This is a genomic window from Saccharopolyspora sp. NPDC047091 (assembly GCF_040643635.1).
GTDB lineage: Bacteria > Actinomycetota > Actinomycetes > Mycobacteriales > Pseudonocardiaceae > Saccharopolyspora_C.
This window is the reverse complement of the sequence record NZ_JBEYUS010000058.1, coordinates 1-26331: the sequence shown is the minus strand read 5'-3', so window position 1 is coordinate 26331 and position 26331 is coordinate 1. Positions and strand designations below refer to the sequence as shown.

Below are 26331 nucleotides of genomic sequence, written 5' to 3'. Positions count from 1 at the left end.
CGCTTGCCGATCACCCCGGCCCCCGGTGCGTAGCCTGTCCCGCGGTTTCGCGGTGATCGGCTCCGCGGACCGGTTCGGACGGCTCGTGCAGCTGCGCCTCGAACGGTCGGGGCCCACGAGGCGGTGGCAGCAGGAGGAGTGTCGTGGGTTCATCCCGGTTGAAGCGTTCCAGGAACGCCGCGCTGGCGGCCACCGTCGTCGCCACCGCCGTCGGCCTGTCGTCCGTCCCGGCGACCGCGGAACCGGCGGGCACCGCGACGGATGCGCAGAAGCAGCTCAAGGAACTGGGCCGCCAGGCCGAAGAGCTCACCGAGGTCTACAAGAAGGCGCAGGACGACCACACCAAGCGCCAGGACGAGCTGGCCCGCGCCAACGCCGACGCCGAACAGGCCGCGCGCACCACCGCCGACGCGCAGGCCGAAGAGGAGCGGTTCCGCGGCCAGGTCGACCAGTTCGTGCACGCCTCCTACCAGGGCGCCCGGATGAGCAAGCTGTCCGCGCTGCTCGTCAGCGAATCACCCGACGAGTTCCTCGACCGCTCCTCCGCGCTGGACGTGCTCGCGCACGACAACGACGACGCCGTCACCAAGCTCGCCGACGCGACCGCCCAAGCGCAGCGCGGCGAACAGCAAGCCCGGTCCGCGCACGAGCGCGCGACCCGGGCCGAAGCCGACGCGGCACGGCTCGAAGGCGAGATCGCGGGCAAGAAGGAGGAGATGGACGCCCAGATCGCCAAGGTCAAGGAGCAGTACGAGAGCCTCAGCGAGCATGAGCAGGACTCGCTGTCCGGCGGCGGCAGCAAGATGGGCTCGCTGATCGGCTCCGGCGCCGCGATCAAGGCGGTCAACGCGGCGCTCAGCAAGCAGGGCTCCCCGTACGTGTTCGGCGCGAAGGGCCCGAGCCAGTTCGACTGCTCCGGCCTCGTGCAGTGGTCGTTCAAGCAGGCGGGGGTGTCGTTGCCGAGCTCCACCCAGTCGCAGATCTCCGAGGGCGAGAAGGTCTCGCAGAGCGAGATGAAGCCCGGGGACGTGATCTTCTTCTACAGCTCCGGCAGCCACGACGGCATCTACCTCGGCAACGGCAAGATGGTGCACGCGCCGACCGAGGGGCAGACCGTGACCGTCGAAGAGGTCAAGTACATGGGAGAGATCAACTCGGTCCGCCGCTTCGCGGGATGAGCTCCGTTCCCCTGTTGCGGAGGGGCTGGTGCCGGTCGATCAGGTGGTCGCTGCTCAGCTGCTGCGCCGCTGACAGGAACATGAGCGGGCTCGCGGTCAGGTCGTGCCCAGGTGGCCGAAGGCCTTGTCGGCCGCTGCTCGTTCGGCGGTCCGGCGGACGGCTCGGGTCAGCGCCGAGCCCGGTTCGACCGCGCTGGCGACCAGGGCGATCGACGCCGTCGGGGCCGGATCGGACAGCCGCAGCACCCGCGATCCGGCGGGCGGGTGCAGGGTGTGCAGCCAGGACTCGGGAACGATCGTCGCCCAGCGGCCGGTGCCGACGTGCGCGATCAGCGTGACCAGCGAGTCCGATTCCAGCCGCGGCGCCACCACCAGCTCGCGCGCGGAGATCGCCTCGTCGATGAGCTGGCGGCCGCGCATCCCCTCGTCCAGCAGGCACATCGGCAGTTGCAGCGCCTCCGGCCAGCTGATCGAGTCGGACTGCCCGCTGATCAGTTCGCCGCTGGCCAGCAGCACGTGCCGTTCCTCGTAGAGCGGGGTGACCGCGAGATCGGCCAGGTCCTGCTCCTTCGGGTGGATGATCCCGGCGTCCAGCTCGAACCGGCGGATGCGTTCGAGGATGTCCGCCGAACGCAGGTCCGTCTCCAGCCGCACCCTCGCCAGCGGATGCTCGGTGCAGAACGGGTCGGTGATCAGCGCGACCGTGCTCGCCGCGGCCGGGATCACGCCCAGCCGCAACGTGCCGGTCAAGCCGGTCTGGAGCGCCGCGGCCTCGTGCTTCAGCGCGTCGTGCTCGGCCAGGACGCGGCGCGCCCACAGCACCAGCCGCTCCCCCTCCGGCGTGAGTCCCTCGTACTGGTGGCCGCGCCGCACCAGCGGCACCTTCAGCTCGTGCTCCAGCTTGCGGATCGCCTCGGACAGCGCGGGTTGGGACACGTAGCAGGCGTTGGCGGCGCGGGCGAAGTGCCCCTCCCTGGCGAGCACCACGAAGTACTCGAGCTGTCGGAACAACATGTCCCCATTCGACCACGGCGGGTGGCCGAACGGTGCCGCCGCTCCGCGGTGGGCCGGCCGGGTTCGCGGGCGCGGTCCCGGCACCGCACCGCCCGGTGAAAACGATCACGATGTGCACCCGGGGTCGGCACCACCAGCGTCGATAACGAGCACCTATCGACCGTTCGGCAACTCCGCTTGGACCCGCGGCGCGTTCCGGCGAACCCTGGTGCCCGAACCGCGGCGCCGCCCGCGCCACCGACCAGGAGCAGCCGAGGACGATGCCGGAGCACGACGACGCGACCGACGTCCCCTGGACCCGAGCCCGCGCCCTCGCGCGCGGCGCCGGTCGGCCGCTGCCGCGGCTGAGCCGCGAGCTCCCCGACGCGCTCGGCCACACCCTCGCCGAACCGCTGACCGCGCTCACCGACCTGCCGCCGTTCGACAGCTCCGCGATGGACGGGTGGGCCGTGTCCGGACCCGGCCCGTGGCGGCTGCGCGCCGGGCAGGCGCTGGCGGGCACCGAGCCCGAGCCGCTGGCCGACGGGGTCGCGGTCGGCATCGCCACCGGAGCTCAGCTGCCGCCCGGCCGGGCCGCGGTGCTGCGCCGCGAACACGGGCGGGTGGAGAGCGCCACCGGCCTGCTCGTCGACCGGACCGCGACCCTGCCCGAGCCCGGGCGCGACGTCCGCAAGCGCGGGCAGGAGTGCCGGGTCGGTGAACCGCTGCTGCCCGCGGGAAGCACCGTCACGCCCGCGGTGCTGGGGCTGGCCGCGGCCGCCGGGTACGACCGGCTCGTCGTGCACCGCGCGCCGACGGTGGAACTGCTCGTCCTCGGCGACGAACTCCTCGACTCCGGGGCACCCCGCGGCGGCCGGGTGCGGGACGCGCTGAGCCCCATGCTCGCGCCGTGGCTGCGCTGCGGCGCCGAGGTGATCGGGCGGCGCCGCATCCCCGACACTGCCGAGCCGCTGCACGAGGCCCTCCGCGACTCGACCGCCGACGTCGTGGTCACCACGGGCAGCACCGCCGCCGGACCCGTCGACTTCCTGCACGCCACGCTCGCCGAGCTCGAAGCCCGGCTGCTGGTGGACTCCGTGGCCGTGCGGCCGGGACATCCCATGCTGCTGGCCGAACTCCCCGACGGCGCCGACGGCCGGGCCCGGCGGCTGGTCGGCCTGCCCGGCAACCCGCTGGCCGCCGTCGCGGGCGCCGTCACGCTGGCGGCCCCGCTGCTGGGCGCGCTCGCCGGCCGGTCCGATCCCGAGCTACAGCAGGCCACCGCGGCCGACGACCTCCGCGGGCACCCCCGCAACACCAGCCTGGTGCCGGTGGAACTGCGCGGCCGCACGGCGGCACCGCTGCCGTTCGGCGGCCCGGCGATGTTGCGCGGCCTGGCCCTCGCCGACGGGCTCGCCGCGGTCCCGCCGGGTGGTCTCCGCACCGGTGACGCGGTGCAGATCGTCGAACTCCCCCAGCCCTGGGCCTGATCGCGTCCACATCGGACCGTGTCGCCCGCTGCGGGTCCCCCACCGGCTGCCGAGCCGCCCGCCGAACCACGATCACGGGTCGGCACCGCCGCTCGCCGATCAGGACGCGACGTGGGACGGACTCCCGGCGCCTCCGCGCCCGAACGGCGGCTGACCGGCAGCGGAATCGCGTGTGCGCACCGCCGCCGGAGGCACGGGGCTGCTCGTCGCGGTCTCGGTGACCGGTGCGGTGCACCGGAAACGCAGGCATGTTCCCGCGCCCGCCCTGGTGCGCGCGGGCGCGCCGGACCGGCGCCCTCCCCCACCCGGGCAGATCAGGACGCCGGTCCGCCGCGCGGCCGACCCCGCTGCGCACCGCACGGGCCCGGCGTGATCGGGTCGTGCTCCTGCCACGGGATGCGCGATCGGCCGGCCGGATCTGGCGGTTAGCCGCCACTGTCCGAATCGGCGGGCGGTGCGCGCTTAGCCTCCGTCCTGCGTGCAACTCGCCGAGCAGGAGGAGCAGACATGCCCAGGTACTCGATGACCGCCGCACTCTCCGGTGCCGCGACCGCGTTGCTGCTGGTCGCGGGCGCGCCGCTGGCCGGAGCGGACACCGGCGCGGCCGCCGAGCCGCACGTCGTCACCTACGACGCCAGCGGGGCCGCGGAATTCCAGCAGGCCATCGACGAGGCCACCGCGACGTGGAACGACCAGGTCAGCAACGTCAAGTTCGAGAAGGCCACCGACGGGCAGGCCGACCTCACGGTCCTCGCGGACGACGACTGGCCGCGCGCCCAGGTGGACGGGCTCGGCTCGGGCACCGTGTGGATGGGACGCCAGGCCGTCGACGAGGGCCACTTCGTGCCGCGCATCGCGACCCACGAGCTCGGCCACATCCTCGGGCTGCCCGACGACCGCACCGGTGTCTGCGAGGACCTGATGTCCGGGCACAGCGCCGGAACCGAGTGCAAGAGCACGCTGCCCAACGCCGAGGAGAAGGCCGAGGTCGAGTCGAACTTCGAGCAGGGCGCGTCGATCGAACCCCGCCTGTACAGCGAAGCCCCGGCCCTCGCCGGGCACTGATCCCACCGCCCGACCGCCTGCGGCGCGAACCGTCCCCGTCGGGGAGGTTCGCGCCGCGGTGCGTCCAGGCGAACCATCCACAATGGATGATCGAGCGGTTCACCCCGCGAGCGGGGTGAGTTCTCCGGCCAGGTCGGTGTGCAGCCAAGCGGGGAGATCCGCGGCGGGGATGCGTTGGCTGAGCAGGAAGCAGAGCTTGGCGTAGGCGGCCTCGAAGGTCATGTCGGCCGCACCGATCGCCCCGGCGTCCAGCAGCGCGCGTCCGGCGGCGTACCGGTCCAGGTCGATCCGGGACCGCTGCGACTGGCTGAGCACGACGACGGGCGTGCCACCGGAGCTCAGCTCCTCGATCACCTGGGTGAAGCCCGGCTCGCCGCTCGGGCCCACCCCCAGCCCGTAGCCGCGGAGGAGCACCGCGTCCGGCGCGGGGCTGGTCAGGTGCCGGAACCGCTCGGCGTTCATGCCGGGCACCACGGTGACCACGGCGATGTCCTGCCGCCGGTAGGGGGCGAGCGCGCCGAGCGCCGGTGCGGGCCGTTCGGCGACGGGCGCCGGGTGCGGGCTGGTGAACCCGTGCCGGTCCAGCGCGGAGCTCTTCGTCGCGCGAGGGCCGGCGATGAGCTCCCCGTCGAAGAACACCGCGAGCGCCCGGCCGACCGCCCCGCTCGTCACGGCCTCCACCGCGCCGCGGACGTTGTCCGCCGCATCCGACCCGGGCAGGGCGAACGGCACCTGGGCTCCGGTGAACACGACGGGTTTCCCGAACCCGGCCAGCGCGTAGGAGACGGCGGCCGCGGAGTGCGCGAGGGTGTCGGTGCCGTGCAGCACGACGAACGCGTCGTGCTCGTCGCGGTGCGCGCGGAGGTGGTCGACGATGCGCTGCCAGTCGTCCGGCGTGGCGTCGGACGAGTCGATCAGCTGCTCGAACGCGTGGAACCCGACGGTGACGTCCGGCCGGTCCCGCAGCAGCGCGGCGACCTCCGATTCGACGTCGGCACCGGGCTCGAGGCCGCGCGGCGAGTCGATCATGCCGATCGTCCCGCCGGTGTACAGGAACAGCATCCGGTGCATCTGACGTCCTTCGCGGGGTTTCTCGGCCGATCGGTCGTCCGGACGCTACCCCAGCTGGACTCGTGGTCCAATTCTGGACAATGTGATCCAAGTCGTGCGACCGTTCCCGCAGCGGCGACACCGGAGGGGACCGTGACCGACGACGCGGCGCACGACGCCGACGAGCACCTCATCCGCGAGGCGGAGGTGATCGCCACCGCGCTCGGCCGGATGTTCCCCGGGCTGTGCGAAGTGGTGCTGCACGACCTGCGCGACCCGTCGCACGCCATCCGGGTCGTCGAGAACGACCTGTCCGGCCGCGAGGTCGGGGACTCGGCCACCGAGCTCGGGCTGCGGCGCATCGGCGACCCGGACCACCCGCGCGTGATCCAGAACTACCCGAACCGGTTCCCGGACGGGCGCCCCGCGAAGAGCACCTCGATCGGCATCAAGAACGCCGCGGGTCGCTACATCGCCGCGCTGTGCCTGAACCTGGACGTCTCGGTGCTCTCCCCGGTGACGCTGGCGCTGTCCAACCTGATCGCCACGGACGCCGAGGAGCACCGGGCACCGCTGGAGAACCTGCGCGACCGCGGCACCCGCGACCTGCGCGAGATCGTCGAACGCACCGCGGCGGACCGGGCCGCCACCCCGCGAACTCTGCCGAAGGAGGCGAAGAAGGAGCTGGTGCGCCGGTTGCGCGCGGACGGCCACTTCGCCTCGCACGACGCCGCGCAGACCATCGCCGACCTGCTCGGGGTGTCCCGGGCGACCGTCTACAACTACGCGAGGTGACCGTGACCGACGAACCCGGCCTCATCGACCGCGCCGGGCGCCGCTACCCGCTCGGGGAACCGCGCTGGCGCGGCGACGACGGGTCGCCGCTGCTGGTGGAGCCGCTGCCGGGCATCGGGCGGGAGCGGATCGACACCGGCGTCACCTCGCAGTGGCGCTACGCGGCCGCGCTCGCCCGACCGGACGTGCCGCCGGTGAGCCTCGGCGAAGGGCGGACTCCGCTGCTGCCGCGGCGGTTCGCGGGCCTGGACGTCGCGGTGAAGGTCGAGGCGCACAACCCGACGGCGAGCTTCAAGGACCGCGGCGTCTCGGTCCTGATCAGCACGTTGCGAGCGCAGGGCGTGCGCGCGGTGCTGGAGGATTCCAGCGGCAACGGCGGTTCCTCGATCGCCGCCTACTGCGCGGCCGCGGGCATCGACGCGCGCATCCTCGCACCGGAGTCGACCTCGCCGGCCAAGGTGCTGCAGAGCCGCGTCCACGGCGCGACCGTCGAGCTCGTCCCGGGCAGCAGGCAGCGCACCGCGGACGAGGCGGTGCGCCGCTCCGCGGAGCGGTTCTACGCGAGCCACAACTGGCATCCCGCCTTCCTGGACGGCGTCAAGCTGATCGCCTACGAGATCTGGGAGGACCTCGGGTTCCGCGCGCCCACCGCGGTCGTCGTCCCGGCGGGCGCGGGCAGCCTGGTGCTGGGCTGCGCCGCGGGGTTCGCCGAGCTGCGGCGCGCCGGGCAGATCGACCGGGTGCCGCGGCTCCTGGTCTCGCAGCCGGAGCACTGCTGCCCGCTGGTGCGCGCCTTCGCCGCCGGAGCGGAGGCCGTCGAGGACGCCGACTGGCCCGCCACGATCGCCGAGGGCACCGCGATCGCCCGGCCGGTCCGCGACCGGGAGGTGCTGCGCGCGCTCCGGGACAGCGGCGGGTCGGCCACCGCCGTTCCGGAGCGGGAACTGCGCTCGGCGACCCTCGAACTCGCCGGGACCGGGCTCTACGCCGAACCGACCAGCGCCCAGGTGGTGCCCGCCGTCGCGCGGTTCGCCCGGGACGGGCTGCTGGGGCCGGAGGACACCGTCGTCGCGGTGCTCACGGGTTCCGGGCTCAAGGCGAGCGCTGCGATGTCCCGGCTGCTGGCGGACTAGCTCGGCGGGCCGCGGCGGCGGGCGTCCCGTCCGGACGCCCGGAGCCGAACCCACTGGACCTGGAAGTCCACTTAGGACACCAGTGGGTAAGGTCCCCTTGCACCGAGGGAAACGGGGCTCCGCACTCCCAGCAGCAGCGAGGTGAAGTCGCCGAGCACCCGCTGCACGTCGGGGCGCACTTCGCGGCGGTCGAAGAAGGTGCGGTCCAGCGTCGGATCGGGCCGGGCGCTCCACTGCCCGAGCACTTCGGCGAACGCGGTGAGCAGCACCGCCGACCCGGAAACAACGCGCGAGTGGCGCACTTCTCGACAGCGGGCCGACGCCACGGCCGGAACCGGATCGACCACCTGGGGTGAGCGATGAGCCGGAGATCCGCCACGTCCGTCCGCAGTGGACGGTGCGGGCGACACCGGCACCATCGCGGGGAAATCGGCGGAACCGGGTGCCACCTCGCGTCGAACACCGGTAGTTTCCACGGCCGGGGCAGTCCGCGGGCCGCCCGACGACCGGCAGCCCGCCCGGTCCGCCCCGACGCCGACCCGCCCCGGACGTGCCATGACAACGGTCCCGCTGCTCACCGCCGCCGCGCCCATCCTCGTCGTGCTGCTGTTGCTGGCGGTGCGCGTCCCATCGCTGTGGGCCGGGGCCGCGGGCCTCGTCACCGCCGCCCTCGCCGCGCTGCTGGAGTTCCCGCCGGACGCGGCAGGGATCACCGCCGCGCGGGGCATGGCGCCCACCGTCGTCGAGGTCGCCGTGATCCTGCTCGGCGGCGTCGGGCTCGCCGAGGCCATGCGCCGCGGGGGTGCGCAGGACCGGATCGCCGACTGGCTCGACGGCGCCGAACGCGGCGCGGACCGCACCGCGACCCTGCTGCTGCTGGTGTTCGGGCTGACGCCGTTCATGGAGTCCGTCACCGGGTTCGGCCTCGTCGTGGTGATCACCGCACCGCTGTTGGTCCGGCTCGGGCTGTCGCCGGTCAAGGCGGTGGTGTCCGGGCTGCTCGGGATGGTGCTGGTGCCGTGGGGTTCGCTCGGGCCCGGCACCCTGATCGCCGCGCGGCTGGGCGGGGTGGACTCCGGGGAGCTCGGGTCGTGGTCGGCGCTGCTGACGCTGCCCGTCCTGGTGGTGAGCGCGGGCGCCGTGCTCGCCCTCGACGTCGGACGCCCGGCACCGCGGCAGCTGGTGCTCACCTCGGCGGTGGTGCTCGTGGAGTGGATCGCGCTGATCGCGGCGAACCTGGTGCTGTTCCCACCGGCCGGAGTGCTGGCCGCGGCCGCGGTGATCGCGGGGCTGCTGGCCCGCACCCGCCTCGCGAACGGGCCGCTCCCGGCGGTGGACCGGGCGCTCGGGCTGGCGCTGCTGCCGTACTGCGTGCTGGTCGGCGGGATCTTCGCCGCCACCGGGGTGTCGGCGCTGCTGGGCGCGGGCGGTCCGGCCGCGGTGGTGGTGGCGAATCCGGCGGTGTGGCTGGTGATCGCCGCTACCGTGGCCGTCGGCTCGCTCGACGTCCCGGCGGCGGACCGGTGGCGGGTGCTCCGCACCGCCGTGCGCCGGTGGGTGCCGATCGCGGGCAACGCCGTGCTGTTCATGGTGCTCGGCATCGTCATGGCCACCACCGGGATGGCCGAGCACCTCGCCGCGTCGGCCGCGCACGCCGGGTACGGGTTCGTCGCGGCGATCCCCGCGATCGGGGCGTTCGGCGGTTACCTCACCGGGTCCAACACCGGCGCGGCGGCGATGTTCTCGGCCGCGACCGCGACCGCATCGGCCGGGCTCGGTGCGACGCCGCTGATCGCGGTGGCGGGCCAGAACGTGGCCGGTTCGTTCGCGATCATCGCGTCACCGCCGCGGATCGCGCTGGCCACCGCCGTCGCGCTGCCGCCGGGAGAACGGCTGCCCGGCACCGCTCACGGCGTTCTCGCCGGGGCCGCCGCGACATCCGCGGTCCTGCTCGGCCTCCTCGTCCTCGCCCTCGCCTGACTCCCCCCCGCAGATCCACTCCGATGCAGGATGGAACGGCCGACTGCCCAGGAAGCCACATGTCGGTTTCCTGTCAGCGGCGAAGCCGCTGAGCCGACGACCACCTGAGACACCGGCACCGCCGCGGGTTCTCAGCGGGATTCTCGCGAGGACAGCGCCTGCTCCTGTGGCGGAGCCACCGGTGCGAACGATCCCGCAGCGAGAATCCCGCTGAGGTTCCGCCACCCGCCCACCGAGCAACAGAAGTGGAACCGTCAGCCAGTCCGGTTCCTGTGGTGCAGCAGGAGCCAGGCTGTTCCTGCTGCGACCAGCACGACGAGCACCACCGCCCAGTCCGGCACGGTCCCGGACAACTCCAGGACCCGGCCTTCGAGCCGAGCCTGGTCGGAGGCGCCGAGCACACCGCCGACGCTCGTCGTTCCGCGCGTGACCAGCATCAGCACCCCGACGGCCGCGGTCAGCAGCCCGCCGATCACCCCGGTCCAGGTGTTCTCCCAGCGCCCGATCCGCACCGGCCGCGGACGCACCAGGCCGCGCACGAACGGCAACCGGTCCCACAGCAGGCTCAGCACCAGCAGCGGCAGCGCCATCCCGGCCGCGAACACCAGCAGCACGATCCCGCCGCGCAGCGCGTTCCCGGACACCGCCGCGAAGGTCAGCACCGCCCCGAGCAGCGGACCGGCGCACACCCCGGCCAGCCCGTAGATCGTGCCGAGCGCGTACACCGACGCCGTCGAGGTGCCGGCCGAGCGCTGCGTCCTGCTCAGCATCGGCAGCGGCACGTCCAGCAGCATCAGCACCCCGAGCACGATCACCACGACCGCCGCCGTGCCGACGAAGGCCTCCCGGTGCTCGTTCACGAACGCGCCGAGCGTCCCGGCCAGGACGCCCAGCGGCACCAGCGTCGTGATCAGCCCGAGGTAGAACACCCCGGTGCGGGCGACCAGCGCGCCGGGCGCGGTGAAGGCGTAGGAGAAGAAGGCGGGCAGCAACATCACCGAGCACGGGCTCAGCAGGGTCAGCACCCCGCCGACGAACGCGCCGAGCAGTCCCAGTTCCACGCGCCCTACTTCCCGCCGGCGAGCGCGGAGTCCACGAACTCGCGGAAGTTCTCGATCGGCTGCGCGCCGGACAGCGCCGAGTTCCCGATGGCGAAGAACGGCACGCTGTTCACGCCGAGGCGCTGCGCGTCGCCGGTGCTCTGCTGCACCGCGTCCAGCAGCCGCGGGTCGTCGAGGTCGGCGGTGAACTTCGCGAGGTCGGGCACGCCGATCTCCTTCGCGAACCCGATCAGCCGATCCCGCGGGAGGTCGGGGTGGCCGGATTCGGGCGCGACGCGGTACACGGCGCCGAGGTACTCGGGGAACATGCCCTGGTTCCCGGCGGCGCGGGCGGCGACGGCGGCGGTGGCCGACTTCTCGCCGAAGAAGGAGACGTCGCGGATCTCGATGCGCAGCTTCCCCGAGTCCACGTACTCGCGGACCAGCGCGGGCAGCGTGTCCCGGTTGAACACGGCGCAGTACGGGCAGCGCAGGTCGGTCCACTCGACCAGCACCACGGGCGCGTCGGCGGCACCGAGCGCCATCGGGTCGTCCGGGTCCCGCGTCTCGACGCCCGCGGCCGCCTGCTGCGGCGGGGATGCCGCGCCGCCATCGGCGTTCGGCGCGGGCTGCGCGGTGGAGAGCTGGGCGACCACCACCACGAGCAGGAACGCGGACAGGGCCGCGAGGACGACGTTGGCGATCTTGGACCGGCGGTACTTCGCCGCTAGATCATCCGGGCTGTCGGCGGATCGATTCGTCACTCGCACTAGGATACATGTTGCATCCCAACGGCCCGCGGGCCTGCTTGGGAGGATGGGGGCTCGGGGGCGACGACGAGAGGCGGCACGATGGCCAGGACCACGCTCGACGAGGGCTCCGCGAACGAGCGCGCCTACCGGCACGTCCGGCAGGGCATCCTCACCGGGCGCTTCCCCGGCGGCACGATGCTCAGCGAGGCGACGCTCGCCGCCGAACTGGAAGTGAGCCGCACGCCGGTGCGGGCCGCGCTGGTCCGACTCCAGGAGGAGGGCTGGCTGACGATCTACCCGAAGCGCGGCGCCCTCGTGCAGACCCTCAGCGACCGCGCCGTCGCCGAACTCGCCGAGGCCAAGGCGATGCTCGAATCGGGCGCGGTCCGCGCCGCCCGGCCGCGCGCGCTGGCGGCGCTCGCCACCGAGATGCGCCCGGAACTGGTGCGGCAGCAGGAAGTCCTCGACGCCGGGGACCTGACGGCGTTCGTGGAGCTGAGCATCGCGTTCCACCGCTCGTTCGTCGCGGCCGCGGGCAACGAGGTGGTCTTGGAGCTCTACGACCGGCTCGCCGACCGGCAGCGCTTCCTGCTGTTCAGCTACGGGCGGCGGCTGCTGGACCGCGCCGCCGGGATCGTCGCCGAGCACGGGCTGCTGCTGGACGCCGCCGCGGCCGGGGACGGCGACGTGTTCGCCACGACCCTGCGCGAACACCTCACCAACAGCTACGGCGACGCGTCGTGAGTTCTTCCCGCCGCGCGAACGAGAACCGAGGAGGGCGCATGACCGAAGCCGATCCGATGTGGACGCTCCGCCGCCGCAGCAGCGAGAAGTGGCGCACGCACGACCCGGACGTGCTGCCGATGTTCGTCGCCGAGATGGACTTCCCGCTCGCGCCGCCGATCAAATCGGCGCTGCTGGCCGCGGTGGAGGCGGGCGACACCGGCTACGTCGACCCGCACGACACCCGCGCCGCGGCGGCGTTCGCGTCCTACGCGGCCGACACCTGGGGCTGGTCGCCCGCGCCGGAGCGGATGCGCTGCACCACCGACGTCAGCGTCGTCATCGTCGAATCGTTGCGGCGCCTCATCTCCCTCGGCGACGGCGTGATCATCAACCCGCCGATCTACCCGCCGTTCTTCGACCTGGTACCGGAGGCGGGCGGCACGGTGGTGGAGGTGCCGCTGCGCGACGACGGCGAGCGCCACGAGCTCGACCTCGCGGGCATCGACCGGGCGCTGGCCGCGGGGGCCCGGGCCGTGCTGCTGTGCAACCCGCACAACCCGGTCGGGCTGGTGCACTCGCGCGCGGCGCTCGTCGAGCTCTCCCGCATCGTCGACCGCCACGGCGCGGTGGTGGTGAGCGACGAGATCCACGCGCCGCTGACCCACCACGGCCACGAGTTCACGCCCTACCTGACCGTCTCGGCGGAAGCCCGCGAGCACGGCATCGCCGCCGAGTCCGGCAGCAAGGCGTTCAACCTCGCCGGGCTCAAGGCGGCGCTGTTCGTCGCCGAGTCCGAGCGGATGACCGGACTGCTCCGCGACCTGCCGGAGGAGGTGACCTTCCGGGCCGGCCTGCTCGGGCTGATGGCGACGCGCGAGGGCTTCACCCGCGCGCGGGGCTGGCTGGACGACACGATCACCGCCGTCGAGCGCAACTTCACGCTGCTGGACGAGCAGCTCGCGGCGAAGCTGCCCGGGGCGCGGCTGCGCGGGTCCGCGGCGAGCTACCTGGCGTGGTTGGACCTGCGGGAGCTCGGCTGGGGCGACGATCCGGCGGCGCACGCCCTGGAGCACGCCCGGGTCGCGCTCTCCAGCGGACCGGCGTTCGGCTCGCCGGGAGCCGGATTCGCCCGCATGAACCTGGCCTGCGCCCCGGAGACCGTCGTCGAGGCCGTGGACCGGCTCGCCCGCTGAACCCGCCGGGGACGGGCAGATTGTCCACTTAGGCTCACCGGCTCGGCCGGTCAGAGCTCGCGCTGGAACCAGTGCTCGTCGCGGAAGTCGCCGGGCGCGACCTGCAACGCCACCGGGAAGCGGCCGACCTCGACCCAGCCCCGGCGGCGGTAGAACTCGGGCAGGTGGGTGCCGCCGCGGGTGGCGAGCACGAGCTGGCGGAACCCGAGCCCGCTCGCGTGCTCGACCGCGCGGGCCAGCAGGCGGCGCCCGGTCCCGCCGCGCTGCCGTTCGGGGTGCACCACCAGCTTCCGCACCTCGGCGCGGTGCCGGAACACCCGTCCTTCCTTCCCGCGGATCAGCACCATCCCGACCAGCAGTCCCCCCGTCGCGTTCGACGAGCAGTTCCTGGCGTCCGGATTCGACGTCGCGCAGTTCCTCGGCCGCCGCGTCCGCGATGAGCTCGGCGGGTGGGAGTTCCGATGCCCCCGGGGATGAACATCTCACGGTGGAGTCCCGGGTCCACCTCGCGTGGTGCAATGCGGGGACGGTCTCCGCCCGGAGGTCGTCGCCGATCCCGAGGACCAGCGAAGTTCCATGTCGTCACGCGCCGAACGTTCCGTCCTGAGCGATCCCGCCATGCCGCACCTGCTGCTGGTGGTGTTCTGCTGCTTCGCCGGGTTCGCCCTGCTGGTGCCGGTGTCGCCGGTGTGGGCGCTGCGCGGCGGGGCGGACGAGTTCGGATCCGGGCTGGTCACCGCGGTGCTGATGGCGGCGACGGTGCTCTCCCAGCTCTGCGTCCGGGCGGTGCTGCGGCGGATCGGCTGGACGTGGACGCTCGCCCTCGGTGCGCTCCTGCTCGGGCTGCCCGCCCCGCTGCAGGCGTTGAGCGATCAGCTGCCCGCGGTGCTGGGCACCACCGCGCTGCGCGGGCTCGGGTTCGGCATCCTCACCGTCTGCGGGTCCACGGCCGTGTCCGTGCTGGCCCCGCGCGGGAAGCAGGGCGCGGCGATCGGCTTGTACGGGCTCGCGATCGCCGTTCCGCAGGTGCTGCTCACGCCCGCCGCTCCCTGGCTGGTCAGCGCGATCGGCCTGCCCGCGGTCCTCGCCTGCGGTGCGCTGCCCGTGCTGGCTCTGCCGTGGACGCGCGGGCTGGGGCGTGCGGTCGCGGCGCGCGTCGACGAGCCCGCCCGGTCCGGCGAACCCGACGAGCCCGCGGGCGCGGTGCTGCGGCGCATCGCGCTGCCGCTGGTCCTGCTGCTGGTGGTCACCTCCAGCGGCGGCGCCGTGCTCACCTTCGCGCCCCAGTTCACCCCGACGCCCGCGCTGGCCACCGCCGCGCTGCTCGCCACCACCGCCACCGCTGCGGTCGCGCGCTGGGTCTGCGGGGTGCTGGTGGACCGGTACCCGCCGCGGCCGATCAACGTCGCGCTGCTGCTGAGCGGGAGCGCCGGGCTGCTGCTGACCGCCTCGGCCGTCGGGCCCGCACCCGGCACCGCCGCGCTGCTCGCGGGAATGCTGCTGCTCGGCGTCGCCTACGGCGGGCTGCAGAGCGTCACCCTGGTGCAGGCGTTCGACCGAGCCGGAACCGCGAACCGGCACGTCACGTCCGTGGCGTGGAACATCGGCTTCGATTCCGGCACCGGACTGGGTTCCCTGCTGATCGGCGTCGCCGCGGGGGCGGCCACCTTCGCCACCGGGTTCGCCGGCTTCTCCGCCGCCCTCGCCCTCGCCGCCGTCGCGGCGCTGGTCCTCGGGGGCCGGGCCGTGCGGCCGTCACCGGAAACCGTGGACACGTCCCGGCGAGCGCCCGGTGCGGACGAGGAACGGGGTTCCGACCTCCAGCGGTGACGCGGACGAACGGGAGCAGGCATGTTCAGGGTGTTGTACGCGCGGGAGAACGGCGGGGTGGAGCGCGTGTTCGCGGACTCGCTGCCGGACCGGCGGACCGCCGACCACGTCGCGGTGCAGCTGTTCGCCGAAGAGCTCGTCGCCGCCTCCTGGGTGGAGGACCAGCGGGACGCGATCGGACAAGCCCTCCCGCGCTGGTGATCCGCCGGTCGCCTCGGGCCGCGGTTCGAGCACGCCGCCGCCCCGCCCGCCGCCGCGGGACGGCGGCGGACGGGTAGGGCTCAGGTGCGCTCTTCGACCGGCGGGAGGGGGGCCAGGAGCATCGTCGAGGTGTCCAGGCGGTCGTTCTCGTCCTGGCCGTCGACCAGGTCGCGGGCCTCCGCGCCGCTGGCCACGACCGGGACCGAACCCAGCAGCGGGCGCGCGGCGGACTCCCGCATGAACAGCACCGCGACGAGCGCGATGGCGGAGAAGAACATGACGTAGAACGCGGGCGCGTAGGTGTTGCCGGTGATCTCCACCAGCAGCTGGGAGACCAGCGGTACCGTGCCGCCGAACAGCGAGGTCGCCGTGTTCTGCGTGAACCCGACGGCGCAGTACCGGGACGCGGTCGGGTACAGCTCGGCCATCACGGCCGCGTTCATGCACAGGAACAGCGTGGACGGGATCATCACGAGCCCCAGCGCGACGTACAGCGCCCACGGCGCCCCGACCCGCATCAGCGCGAACGCGGGCAGCAGCAGCACGAGGTTCCCGACGGCCGCCATCACGTACACCGGCCGCCGCCCCAGCTTGTCCGACATCCGCCCGAACACCGGCAGCAGCACGGCTTGCAGCAGCAGGATGGCGACGGTGGCGATCGCGGTGTGCGTGGTGGCGATGCCGACCTCGACTTCGAGGTAGGTGGGCATGTAGCTGGTCAGCGTGTACGAGGACGCACCGTCCGCGCCGATCAGCGCGAGGCCGACCACGACCTGCGGCCAGTAGAACTTGAACACCCCGGGCAGCTTGTGCCGCGTGAACAGCGGGTCGGCCGCCTGCTCCGCCGTCGTCGCCCGCGCGGCCTCGAAGCTGGGCGATTCCTCGATGCGGCTGCGCAGCAGCAGCGCGACGGCGCCGAGCACGAATGCCAGCAGGAACGGGATGCGCCAGCCGCCGTTGACCATCGCGTCCGGGCCCCAGAAGTGGGTGGTGATGCCGGAGGTCGCGGCGACCACGCCGGCGCCCGCGGCGAAACCGAGCTGCGAACCGCTGTTGAGCAGCGAGGTCCAGAACCCGCGCGTCCGGTCCGGCGAGAACTCGGCGACGTAGGTCAGCGCACCGGAGTACTCGCCACCGGTGGAGAACCCCTGCGCGATGCGCAGCAGGTAGAGCAGCACTACGGCCCAGGCACCGATCTGCCCGGGGCCCGGCAGCAGGCCGATCAGCGTGGTGGCAACGGCCATGAGCGCGATGGTGAAGAACATGACCTTGCGGCGGCCGATCCGGTCCCCGAGCGGCCCGAGGATCATGCCGCCGAGCGGGCGGACGAGGAACGACACCGCGAACCCGAGCAGCGTCACCAGCAGCCCGAGCCGTTCGTCCATCCCGGCGGTGAACACCTGGGTCAGCGTGACGGCGAGGTAGCCGTAGACCCCGATGTCGTACCACTCGATGAAGTTGCCCACGCCGGCGCCGAGCTGCGCGCGGATGAGCGCGGGCCGGTCGACGACGATGCAGTCCTCTTCTCTGATCCTGCGGGTGCCCGCGGACGGGCGGCTCCTGCTCGGTTCGGACATCGTTGTCCCTCTCCGGCGGTCGGCGTGGTTCGGGGTGGCACGGCTCGGAATGCGGCCGACCGTCAGGTGGACGGCCGCGGCGGCGAGCCGTCCTCGAAGGACAACACCTTCCACCTGTGTTCATATTTCGAACGCAGCGACCAAAAACTTGGCAGAGTCGCGCGGACGAGTCAAGGCTTTCACCGAACGGCGGTGCACATCGGAGGGAGAACCCCGGTAAGCCCGCCGCGGGACCGGACAGCACGTCCCACATGTGAACTCCGAATCCAGAAACCCGTTGCCACATCAGGACAATCCCGGCACCACCGCCTCTGGAGCAGCCTCGTTCGCCCACGTGGCGGTACCCCGGGGCACGCCGAAACCCCGTAGCCACCGGCGATTCGCCCACCACCCCGAACAACACCCAGCACAAGGCATTCGCCTTCGCCCTATCAGCGGCAAAGCCGCTGAGCAGCGACCACCAGAGCAACCGGCACCGCCGCGGGTTCTCAGCGCTTTCCTCGCGAGGACAGCGATTTCTCCTGTGGCGGAGCCACCGGTGAAAACGATCCCGCAGCGAGAATCCCGCTGAGGTTCCGCCACCCCACCCCCGGATCAACGAATCCAGGCGGGCACTTCACCGAGAGTGGTTGTGCATGACGTGCTTGGTCCTGGCGTAGTCCTCCAACGCGTACAGCGACAGGTCCCGCCCGTACCCCGATCCCTTGAACCCGCCCCACGGCACCTCGTTGGCGAGCGCCAGGTGCGAGTTCACCCAGACCGTGCCCGCGTCGAGCCGCGCGGGCACGTCGTGCGAGCGGCGCGCGTTCTCGGTCCACACGGATGCGGCGAGGCCGTAGGGCACGTCGTTGGCGCGCCGGATCGCCTCTCCTTCCTCGCGGAACGTCTCTACGGTGACGACGGGCCCGAAGACCTCTTCGCGAGCGATCTCGGCGCCTTCGGGCACGTCGACGAGCACGGTGGGGGCGATGTAGTAGCCGGGCCCGTCGAGCGCTCCGCCGCCGAGCGCGGCGCGCGCACCGTCCCGCTGCGCGCGTTCCAGGTACCCGCGAACCCGGTCGAAGTGCGCCCGGGACACCAGCGGACCGATCTCCGCACCGTCCACTGTGGGCTCTCCGGTGACGAGCGTGCCCGCTTCGCGGACGAGGTGGTCGACGAGTTCCGCCGCGACCGACTCGTGCACGAGCACTCGGCAGGCCGCGCCGCACTCCTGCCCGGAGTTCCAGAACGAGGCGGTGCGCAGCGTCTCGGCGACGGCGGCCAGGTCGGCGTCCGCGAACACCAGGACCGGTGCCTTGCCGCCGAGTTCCAGGTGCACCCGCTTGAGGCTCTCGGCGGCGGCGCGCGCCACGGCCCGCCCGCTGGGCACGGATCCGGTCAGCGCCACCAGGTCCACGTCGGGGTGCGCGGCGAGCCGCGCGCCGACCACATCGCCGCGGCCGGTGACGATGTTGAGCACGCCGGGTGGCAGCAGGTCCGCCACGAGTTCGGCGAACTTCACCGTCGTCACCGGGGTGATCTCGGAGGGTTTGAGCACGCAGGTGTTGCCCGCGGCGAGGATCGGCGCGAGCTTCCACGCGGCCATCATCAGCGGGTAGTTCCACGGCGTCACGACGCCGACGACGCCGACGGGTTCGCGCAGCACCAGCGACAGGTGGTCGTCGAGGTATTCGCCCGCCGACATCGAGGTGGTGGCCCGCACCGCCCCGGCCATGAACCGGAAGGTGTCGACGGTGCCCGCGATGTCGTCGTGGGCGACCGCGAGGGGTTTGCCCGTGTTGGCGGATTCCAGCCGTGCCAGCAGATCCCCGTTGGCCTCGACCCGGTCGGCGATGGCGTGCAGCACGTCGGAGCGGTCCTTCGGAACCCGCCGCGCCCAGGAGCCGCGCGCCGCGACGGCTTCGGCCACGGCCCGGTCCACGTCCTCGGTGGTGCCGTCCGGGGTGCGGCAGAGGACCTGTTCGGTGCAGGGATCGATGACGTCGAGCAGCCGCGTCGAGGTGGAGTCCGCGTAGCCGCCCGCGATGAAGTGGCGCGCCGGGGGCAGTTCGGCCGCCGCGGCGAGCGGGCGCGCGTCGGTGGACCGGCGGACCGCCGCGGGCTCCGGTGCGCCGTGTCCGGCCGAGGCGCTGCCTCCGGCCGGGGCTTCGCCGCGCGCCGCAGCGGCTTGCGCGGTGACGCGCCGCGCGGTGTCCGGCGGCAGGTCCAGCAGCGGGCTGCGCGGGCTGCCGACCCGCAGGCCCGCCGCGTTCAGCACGGCCTTCACGGCGGGGATGAACGGCACCGTCATCAGCGAGTCCATCAGCGGGTGCAGCCGCGCCCATTCGGCGCGGGCGCGGTCGAGCTCCCCCGCCCGCAGCGCGCGGTGCACGGAGACGAGTTCCGCGGGCACGAGGTTCGCGCTGCCCGCCACCACACCGGCGGCGCCCTCGGTGAGCGCGGCGAGGATCAGCGTGTCCCAGCCGCCGAAGGTGGTGATCACCTCCCCGTGGTGGTGGACGAACTGCCGCAGCCGGGACATGTCGGCGTTGGTGTCCTTGATGTAGCGGATGTTGTCGACCTCGCGGGCCAGCCGCCCGACGACGTCCGGGGACAGGTCGACGCCGGTGATCGCGGGCAGGTTGTAGAGCATCACGGGGATGTCGACGGAGGCGGCGACGGTGCGCAGGTACTGCTCGGTCTCCGCTTCGGTGAGCGGTTCGTAGTACGGGGTCACCAGCATCACGACCGAGGCCCCGCACCGCTGGGCGTGCTGCGAGAGCCGGATGGCCTGCTCGGTGCTGACGGCGCCGGTCTGGGCGACGACGGGCACGCGCCCGGCGGCGCGGGCGACGACGGTCTCCACGACCAGGCGCCGCTCGTCCTCGTCGAGCGCGGCGAACTCGCCGGTGGAGCCGCAGGCGACGAGGCCGTCGACGCCGCCGTCGATGCTGCGGTCGACCACGCGGCCGAGGGCGGCCACGTCGACTTCGCCGCCGGAGGTGAACGGGGTCGGCAGGGCGGTGAGAACTCCACTCAGTTGCGGCGACATTCCGGAACCCTTCCTGTTGCGTGCGTTCGGTGCCCGGCTCGCCTCCCCGGGCGGCCGGTTGCGCGTGGAGCGGTCCTTCAGCAGGAGGCGACCGGGTCGCCGAAGCGGCCGTCCGCGGGTTCGACGCCGAGCCCGGGCCCGCGCGGCACCGCGATGTGGCCTGCGTCGATGCGGACGCCGTGCTCGTCGTCGTAGTGCCCGTCGATGCCGTCGGCGGCGATCCACACGCCGTCCAGCAGTTCCGGGCGGGTGGTCGCGCCGACGTGGGCGCAGGCGGCGGCGATGATGTCGCCGCCCCACGAGTCGTCGCAGGTGTGCGGGAGGTTCCGCGCCGCGCAGACGTCGCGCACCGCGCGCATCGGGTGCAGCCCGCCGACCCGGGTGATCTTCACGCCGAAGCCGTCGACCAGGCCGGTTCCCGCGGCGCCGACCACCACGTCCAGCCCGGTGCTGCTCTCGTCCGCGTACAGCGGGTGGGCGAGCAGCGGGCGGATCGCGCGGAGTTCGTCGAGGGTGTCGCAGGGCTGTTCCAGCACGAACGGGACGTCCGCGCACTCCCGGCTCAGCAGCAGCGCGTCCCGGGTGCCGAGGCTGCGGTTGCCGTCGACGGCGAGCCGCACGCCGGTTCCGCGCAGCACCTCGCCGACCTTGCGGACGGCGGCCACGTCCTCGTCGACCGGCCTGCCGCCGATCTTGACCTGCAGCCGCGGGTAGCCTTCGGCGCGCTTCTCCGCGGCGAGGCGGGCGGTGTCGTCCGGCGGCCCGACGCCGAGCGCGGCGTAGGACGGCACCCGATCGACGAGCGCACCGCCGAGCAGGTCGGACACGCTGACGCCGAGGTGCTTGCCGAGGAGGTCGTGCGCGGCGATGTCGACGGCCGCCTTCGCGTAGCGGTGCCCGTGCAGCAGCCCGTCCATCCGCCGGTGCAGCGGGACCGGCAGCACGTCGGCGCCGAGCAGTCCCGGCCCCATCTCGCGGAGCGCCGCGACCGCACCGGCCGCGTGGGCCTCGGCGTACAGCGGCCCGATGGGACAGGTCTCGCCCCAGCCGACCAGCCCGTTGTCGGCGACCAGCCGGACCAGCGTGCTGGTCAGGAACCGGACTTCGGAGTGGCCCATCTTGTAGGCACCGCCGCGGACCGGGAGGCCGTGCTGGTGGACGTGGACTTCCGCGATCTTCACCGTGTTCCTCCGAACGTGCGCGCGGGTTCGCCCGCGGACTTCGTGCCGAATTCCCCCGTCTGCCGGGGAGCCGGGGAGAGCACCGGCGGCCGCCCGAGGTTCCGCTCCCGCGGCGCGGGCCCGCCGGGAGCGGGTTCAGGCGTGCAGCAGGTGTCCCATGCGGGCGCGCTTGGTGGCGAGGTAGCCGGCGTTGTGCGGGTTCTCCGGTGCTTCGAGGGGAATCCGCTCGGCGACGGTGATGCCGTGGTCGGCGAGGGCCCGGACCTTGTCGGGGTTGTTCGTCATCAGCCGCACCGAGCCCGCGCCGAGGTCGTGCAGGATGCGCGCGGCGTCGGCGTGGTCGCGGCCGTCGACGGGCAGCCCGAGCGCCACGTTCGCTTCGACGGTGTCCAGCCCGCGCTGCTGCTGGAGTTCGTAGGCCCGCAGCTTGCGCCCGAGCCCGATGCCGCGTCCTTCGTGCCCGCGCAGGTAGATCAGCGCGCCGCGGCCCTCTTCGGCGATGGCGCTCATCGCCATCCGGAACTGGCTGCCGCAGTCGCAGCGCAGCGATCCGGCGAGGTCGCCGGTGAGGCATTCGCTGTGCAGCCGCACCAGCGGCGCTCCCGCGTCGAACGGGTCGCCCATCGTCAGCGCGAGGTGTTCGACGTCGCCCGCACCGCGGTAGGTGGTGGCCTGGAAGGTGCCGAGCTCGGTGGGGATCTCGGCACGCCCGGTCCGCGCGATCGCCGGACCGGAGGTGCGCGCGTGCTCGACGAGCTGGGCGATCGTCACCATCGGGATGCCGTGCCGCGCCGCGAAGTCGTCGAGCGCGGGGCGGCGCATCATGTCGCGCCGGTCGGGGGTGACGATCTCGCAGAGCAGCGCGGCGCCGCTCGCCCCGGCCAGGCGGCACAGCTCCACGCCGGCTTCGGTGTGCCCGGCGCGTTCCCGCACGCCGCCCGCCTTGGCCCGCAGCGGCAGCACGTGCCCGGGGCGGGCGAGGTCCTGCGGCGCGGTCCGCGGATCGGCGAGGGCGCGGATGGTGGCGGCGCGGTCCCCCGCGCTGATGCCGGTGCCGGTCCCGTGCTTGAGGTCGACGCTGACGAGGAACGCGGTGCCGTGGCTCTCGGTGTTGGCGGTGACCATCAGGTCGAGTCCGAGGTCGCGGGACCGGTCCTCGTCGACGGCGACGCACAGGAATCCGGACGTGTGCTCCAAGAAGAAGGCGACGTCGTCGGTGGTCGCGTGCTCGGCGGCCATGATCAGATCGCCTTCGTCCTCGCGGTCCTCGTCGTCGACGACGAGGACCATGCCGCCGCGGGCGAGTGCGGTGCGGGCTTCGGCGAGCTCGGACATCGGTTCTCCTCGGCACGGGGTGGTTCATCGGTCCGCCTGCGATCGCCGTCCGCACACCGGGACTCAACACCGGGACGGTTGCGTTCACATAGTGGCCGTTGCGTTCAAACCAGAGTGGCAGCGCCGCTCGCCGCCGTCAAGAACTCCACTCGAACCCGATTTCGCCGCTACTACCGGAAGTCTCGCGGAATTCGCCCACACCGCCCCTTGACGAGCAGGTCGCGTCACCGCACAATGAGGCCGCTTCGTTCATATGTTGAACATTCCAGGGTCAGCTCGCGCCGAACTCGCGATCGCGCGTCTCCGGCGTGCGGTGGATCGGCACCAGGCTCACCGCGTACGCGGCCGCCAGCAGCAGCGCGATGCTCCACGGCGACCCGGTGACCGACAGCAGCAGGGCCGCGACCAGCGGCGTCGGGCTCCCGCCGACCATGTTGGTCAGCGTGTACACCGCGGCGTGCCCGGAGAAGCGCAGCGGGGTCGGGAACCGCTCGGCGAACAGCACCGCCAGCACGCCGAACTCGACGTAGTCGGACACCAGCGCCACCGCGTTCGCCAGCAGCATCAACGGCCACGACTTGGTGTCCAGCAACGGGAAGTACACCAGCGTGCCGACCAGGCTCAGCGCCGCGAACGAGTACAGCACCGGCTTGCGGCCGAACCGGTCGGCCAGCCAGCCGCCGAGCGGGATCGCCGCCACCCCGAGCAGGTTCGTCACCAGCACCAGCGCGAACCCGGTGCCGCTGGGCAGCCCCAGCGCGCCGTGCAGGTACTCCAGCGAGCACGTCGTCACCAGGTAGCTGCACGCGATGTTCGGCACCCGCAGGAAGGTCAGCCGCACGATCACCCGCGGATGGCTGCGGAACACGGTGCGCACCGGGCTGGCGCTCGTCCCGCCGCGCGCCGCCGCGTTCTCGAACACCGGGGACTCGTCCATGCGGCGCCGCACGAAGTAGCCGCCGACGGCCAGCGCGCAGCCGAGGAAGAACGGGAGGCGCCGGCCCCAGGCCAGGAAAGCCTCCGCGCCGAGCAGCGCGGTCATCGCCAGCAGCACCACCGACACCAGGACCTGCCCGAGCGGCGAGCCGAGGTTCACCAGCGAGCCGACCAGCGCCCGCCGCCGCACCGGGGCGTGCTCGAGCGCCATCACCTGCGCCGCAGTGCCCTCGCCGCCGAGGCCGGTGTGAACCCGGTGCCGCCGCTCAGCTCCCCGCGGCCGGGAACGCCGCCGCGCACCGGTCGAGCTCGGCCACGTGCGCGGCGATCCGCGCCGGATCGTCGAAGGACGCGCGGAAGCCGTTCCGGGCGAGCTCGGCCAGCGCAGCGCGGCCCAGCCCGAGGTGGGCGCGCACCGCCTCGTAGTTGTCGTTGAGGTAGCCGCCGAAGTACGGCGGGTCGTCCGAGTTGACCGTGACCAGCAGCCCGGCCTCGACCAGAGCGCGCAGCGGGTGCGCCGCCATCGAGGGCACCACCTGCAACGCGACGTTCGACAACGGGCAGACGGTCAGCGGCACCGCCGCATCGCGCAGCCGCGCCACCAGCTCCGGGTCGTCGATGGCGGCGACGCCGTGGTCGATGCGGTCCGGCCTGCACACGTCGAGGGCTTCGCGCACGTACTCCGCGGGCCCGTCCTCGCCCGCGTGGATCGTGGTGCGGTAGCCGCGGGCGCGAGCCGTCGCGTAGTAGTCGGCGAACTTGGCCGGCGGGTTGCCGCGCTCGGCCGCGCCGAGCCCGATGCCCAGCACCCGTTCACCCCAGGGCCGGATCAGGTCCAGGACTTCCAGCGCGGCACCCTGCGTGCGGTGCCGCTGGCTGGTGACGAGCAGCGCGCCGTCGATGCCGTGCTCGGCCCGGGCGTCGTCGATCGCGGCCAGCACCGGGTCCAGCTGGTCGGCGATCGGCACGCCGGCGTCCAGGAAGGTCTGCACGCCGAGGAACATCTCGGCGCGGCGCACCCCGTCGGCGGCGGCGCGGGTCAGGTAGGCGTGCGCGAGGTCGTAGAAGTCCTGGCCGGTGCGCAGCACCGACGCCGCCCGGAACAGCAGGGCGAGGAAGTGCTCCAGGCCGGTGAACTCGTAGGCGGCGCGCACCTGCTCGACGTCCGCCCAGGGCAGGTCGACGCCGTTGCGGGCGGCGAGCGCGAACAGCAGCTCCGGCTCCAGCGCCCCTTCCAGGTGGACGTGCAGCTCGGCCTTCGGCAGCGCCGGGATGAACGGGTCCGTCATGGCACGACTCCTCAAAAGTGAACTGAACGATTCACTTCTAGTCGTACCCTATCCGAGCAGCCCGCCGACGGCGAGGACGTGCGCCGCGTCCACCCGGGACCGCGGCTCACCGCAGATCAGTTGCAGCTGCAGCCCGCGCCACAGCGCGACCACCGCGACCGCGGTCGCCTCCGGATCCGCGACCTCCGGCGCGTCCCGCAACGCCTCGGCGACCACCGCGGTCCACCGGTCGCGGACCTCCGCGAGGAACCCGGCGTACTTGTCGGGCAGATCGACGGCCATGCCGAAGCGCGCGAAGAACAACCGGAGGTGCGGCAGGCGATCGGGATCGGCGAGGTGCGCCCAGGCGGCCGCCAACCGGTCCGCCGTCCCGCCCGGGCCGCGCAGCAGTTCCGCGATTCGGTCGAGCAGCACCGTGCCGCCGAGGATCTCGTCGATCGCCGCGCCGAGCAGCTCGTCCAGCGAACCGAAGTGGTAGAGCAGCATGCGGTTGTTCGAACCGATCCCCCGGGCCAGCTCGCTCAACGACAGCCCGATCACCCCGCGCGCCAGGACGAACTCGCGCGTCAGGCCCAGCAGCCGCGCCCGCTCACCAGATCCACTCGCCACCGCGCGATCGTAACCACGCCGGGGCCCGGCGGCGGCCGATGATCGGCCCGCGCACCGGCGGGTCCGCTCACGGCCCGAGCCGCCAGGTCGCGCAGCCGCTCGTCGCCCGCAGCACGCGGACCGGGTCCTCGACCTCGGTCTCCCACAGCTGCACCAAGTGCTCCTCGACTGGCTCGAACGCGACGCCGTCGTAGTCCACGTCCCGGCCGGTGGCGTGCACGCGGGCTCGGCACCGCGAACCACCGATCGGGAGCGGTGTTCGCAGCTCGACCGGGGGATCAGCCAGCAGCAGGCCCACCCGCAGCTCGCCCGGCGACACGCGCAGCGGAACCTCCACCACGTCCTCCCAGCCGGGTTCGAGTGGCGGGGCGCCGTCCCAGAGCTCCACCGCCAGGGCGATCGACCCGGTGTGGATTCCCGTGCACAGCGCCAGCAACCCGGGCTCCGCGGCCGCGAGCCCGGCGCCCTCGCGCCAGGACGGACGCCGCACGTCCTCGATGTCGGTGCGCGCGTCGAACAGGAAGTACTGGTGGTGGGACACCTCTGCCACGCCCGAGATCCGCAGCTTCCGCTCCGGCACGGCATCCCTCCCCCTGCTCCGAATCCGAGGGTCCCACGACGCACCGACAGGTCCGCCGGACCGGCACATCCACCGGCCCGGGCGCCGCACCGGCGGACCCGCGGCTTCCGGGCTCAGTCGACCCAGGTCGCGATCGGAGCGCCGAGCACCTCCCGGTCGACCTCGATGCCGAGGCCAGGTGCGGTTCCGGGCAGCACTCCCCCGCCGGTGATCCGGGCCCCGGGTCCGCCGTGCGCCGGGTGACCACGTCCGCGCACCTCGGTGGTTCGAGCCGGAGCGGGCACGTCACCGCACCCGCTCCCGCCGCGAACCGGTGCGCTCCCGTTCCGCGCGGCCCCTGGCCCGCGCTCGCACCGGTCGTTCCGAT

The 26331-nt window shown here is 73.3% G+C and carries 24 protein-coding genes and 1 pseudogene; 10 read left to right on the top strand and 15 right to left on the bottom strand.

The genetic code is table 11. The features are described from left to right. Positions 1–143 precede the first annotated feature (143 nt). Positions 144–1178, top strand: a complete 1035-nt coding sequence (locus ABZ805_RS22050) for an NlpC/P60 family protein (protein WP_358443344.1) — start codon at positions 144–146, stop codon at positions 1176–1178. Positions 1179–1274: 96 nt separating this feature from the next. Here ABZ805_RS22050 and ABZ805_RS22045 read toward each other — a convergent pair whose 3' ends face one another. Beyond that, complete coding sequence (locus ABZ805_RS22045) at positions 1275–2192, bottom strand: LysR family transcriptional regulator (RefSeq protein ID WP_358443341.1); 918 nt, start codon at positions 2190–2192, stop codon at positions 1275–1277. A gap of 260 nt (positions 2193–2452) precedes the next feature. Here ABZ805_RS22045 and ABZ805_RS22040 point away from each other — a divergent pair, with 260 nt between their 5' ends. Beyond that, positions 2453–3661, top strand: coding sequence for a molybdopterin molybdotransferase MoeA (locus ABZ805_RS22040; protein WP_358443338.1), 1209 nt, complete (start codon positions 2453–2455; stop codon positions 3659–3661). Between the two features lie 507 nt (positions 3662–4168). Then, positions 4169–4726 (top strand): snapalysin family zinc-dependent metalloprotease, encoded by a 558-nt coding sequence (locus tag ABZ805_RS22035; RefSeq protein ID WP_358443335.1) that lies wholly within the window; start codon positions 4169–4171, stop codon positions 4724–4726. A 99-nt stretch (positions 4727–4825) separates the two neighbouring features. Here ABZ805_RS22035 and ABZ805_RS22030 read toward each other — a convergent pair whose 3' ends face one another. After that, positions 4826–5797, bottom strand: coding sequence for an asparaginase (locus tag ABZ805_RS22030; protein ID WP_358443333.1), 972 nt, complete (start codon positions 5795–5797; stop codon positions 4826–4828). A 132-nt stretch (positions 5798–5929) separates the two neighbouring features. On the opposite strand from ABZ805_RS22030, the gene ABZ805_RS22025 reads away from it, so the two are divergent. Together ABZ805_RS22025 and ABZ805_RS22020 are read left to right on the top strand one after the other, a co-directional pair. Next, the gene (locus ABZ805_RS22025; RefSeq protein ID WP_358443330.1) at positions 5930–6571 is read left to right on the top strand and encodes a PAS domain-containing protein; all 642 of its coding nucleotides are present in this window, start codon (positions 5930–5932) and stop codon (positions 6569–6571) included. Then, the gene (locus ABZ805_RS22020) at positions 6568–7704 is read left to right on the top strand and encodes a threonine synthase (protein WP_358443327.1); all 1137 of its coding nucleotides are present in this window, start codon (positions 6568–6570) and stop codon (positions 7702–7704) included. Before ABZ805_RS22025 ends, ABZ805_RS22020 begins: the two co-directional genes overlap by 4 nt. Positions 7705–7775: 71 nt before the next feature. On the opposite strand, the gene ABZ805_RS22015 is transcribed toward ABZ805_RS22020, so the two are convergent. Further along, on the bottom strand, positions 7776–8006 hold the full coding sequence (locus ABZ805_RS22015; protein ID WP_358443324.1) for a hypothetical protein: 231 nt from the start codon (positions 8004–8006) through the stop codon (positions 7776–7778). A gap of 253 nt (positions 8007–8259) precedes the next feature. Between ABZ805_RS22015 and ABZ805_RS22010 the strand changes: the two genes are divergently transcribed. Further along, positions 8260–9684, top strand: a complete 1425-nt coding sequence (locus ABZ805_RS22010) for an L-lactate permease (RefSeq protein WP_358443321.1) — start codon at positions 8260–8262, stop codon at positions 9682–9684. A gap of 254 nt (positions 9685–9938) precedes the next feature. Here the strand turns inward: ABZ805_RS22010 and ABZ805_RS22005 are convergent, their stop codons facing one another. Then, the gene (locus tag ABZ805_RS22005) at positions 9939–10745 is read right to left on the bottom strand and encodes a cytochrome c biogenesis CcdA family protein (RefSeq protein ID WP_358443318.1); all 807 of its coding nucleotides are present in this window, start codon (positions 10743–10745) and stop codon (positions 9939–9941) included. A 5-nt stretch (positions 10746–10750) separates the two neighbouring features. Next, positions 10751–11488, bottom strand: coding sequence for a thioredoxin domain-containing protein (locus tag ABZ805_RS22000; protein ID WP_358443315.1), 738 nt, complete (start codon positions 11486–11488; stop codon positions 10751–10753). Positions 11489–11575: 87 nt separating this feature from the next. Between ABZ805_RS22000 and ABZ805_RS21995 the strand changes: the two genes are divergently transcribed. Beyond that, on the top strand, positions 11576–12220 hold the full coding sequence (locus ABZ805_RS21995; RefSeq protein ID WP_358443312.1) for a GntR family transcriptional regulator: 645 nt from the start codon (positions 11576–11578) through the stop codon (positions 12218–12220). Positions 12221–12258: 38 nt separating this feature from the next. Further along, positions 12259–13395, top strand: a complete 1137-nt coding sequence (locus ABZ805_RS21990; protein WP_358443309.1) for an aminotransferase class I/II-fold pyridoxal phosphate-dependent enzyme — start codon at positions 12259–12261, stop codon at positions 13393–13395. Between the two features lie 50 nt (positions 13396–13445). Here ABZ805_RS21990 and ABZ805_RS21985 read toward each other — a convergent pair. After that, positions 13446–13784 (bottom strand): annotated as a pseudogene (locus ABZ805_RS21985) (GNAT family N-acetyltransferase); the annotation flags it as partial. A gap of 187 nt (positions 13785–13971) precedes the next feature. Here ABZ805_RS21985 and ABZ805_RS21980 point away from each other — a divergent pair. Further along, complete coding sequence (locus ABZ805_RS21980) at positions 13972–15225, top strand: MFS transporter (protein WP_358443306.1); 1254 nt, start codon at positions 13972–13974, stop codon at positions 15223–15225. A 21-nt stretch (positions 15226–15246) separates the two neighbouring features. After that, positions 15247–15426 (top strand): hypothetical protein, encoded by a 180-nt coding sequence (locus ABZ805_RS21975; RefSeq protein WP_358443304.1) that lies wholly within the window; start codon positions 15247–15249, stop codon positions 15424–15426. Between the two features lie 80 nt (positions 15427–15506). On the opposite strand, the gene ABZ805_RS21970 is transcribed toward ABZ805_RS21975, so the two are convergent. The 9 genes from ABZ805_RS21970 to ABZ805_RS21930 form a co-directional block, all read right to left on the bottom strand. Further along, positions 15507–17003, bottom strand: coding sequence for an MFS transporter (locus ABZ805_RS21970; protein WP_358443301.1), 1497 nt, complete (start codon positions 17001–17003; stop codon positions 15507–15509). Between the two features lie 616 nt (positions 17004–17619). Beyond that, positions 17620–20034 (bottom strand): aminobutyraldehyde dehydrogenase, encoded by a 2415-nt coding sequence (locus tag ABZ805_RS21965; protein ID WP_358443298.1) that lies wholly within the window; start codon positions 20032–20034, stop codon positions 17620–17622. A 77-nt stretch (positions 20035–20111) separates the two neighbouring features. After that, positions 20112–21215, bottom strand: a complete 1104-nt coding sequence (locus ABZ805_RS21960; protein ID WP_358443295.1) for a mandelate racemase/muconate lactonizing enzyme family protein — start codon at positions 21213–21215, stop codon at positions 20112–20114. A gap of 135 nt (positions 21216–21350) precedes the next feature. Continuing rightward, positions 21351–22550 (bottom strand): GTP cyclohydrolase II, encoded by a 1200-nt coding sequence (ribA, locus tag ABZ805_RS21955; RefSeq protein WP_358443292.1) that lies wholly within the window; start codon positions 22548–22550, stop codon positions 21351–21353. A gap of 271 nt (positions 22551–22821) precedes the next feature. Beyond that, positions 22822–23826 (bottom strand): MFS transporter, encoded by a 1005-nt coding sequence (locus ABZ805_RS21950; RefSeq protein WP_358443393.1) that lies wholly within the window; start codon positions 23824–23826, stop codon positions 22822–22824. Next, entirely contained in the window at positions 23753–24775 is a 1023-nt protein-coding gene (locus ABZ805_RS21945) for an adenosine deaminase (RefSeq protein WP_358443289.1), read from the bottom strand. Before ABZ805_RS21945 ends, ABZ805_RS21950 begins: the two co-directional genes overlap by 74 nt. 48 nt (positions 24776–24823) lie before the next feature. Next, positions 24824–25384, bottom strand: coding sequence for a hypothetical protein (locus ABZ805_RS21940; RefSeq protein ID WP_358443286.1), 561 nt, complete (start codon positions 25382–25384; stop codon positions 24824–24826). Between the two features lie 67 nt (positions 25385–25451). After that, complete coding sequence (locus ABZ805_RS21935) at positions 25452–25964, bottom strand: hypothetical protein (RefSeq protein ID WP_358443283.1); 513 nt, start codon at positions 25962–25964, stop codon at positions 25452–25454. A 113-nt stretch (positions 25965–26077) separates the two neighbouring features. Then, positions 26078–26248, bottom strand: coding sequence for a hypothetical protein (locus tag ABZ805_RS21930; protein ID WP_358443280.1), 171 nt, complete (start codon positions 26246–26248; stop codon positions 26078–26080). Positions 26249–26331 lie beyond the last annotated feature (83 nt).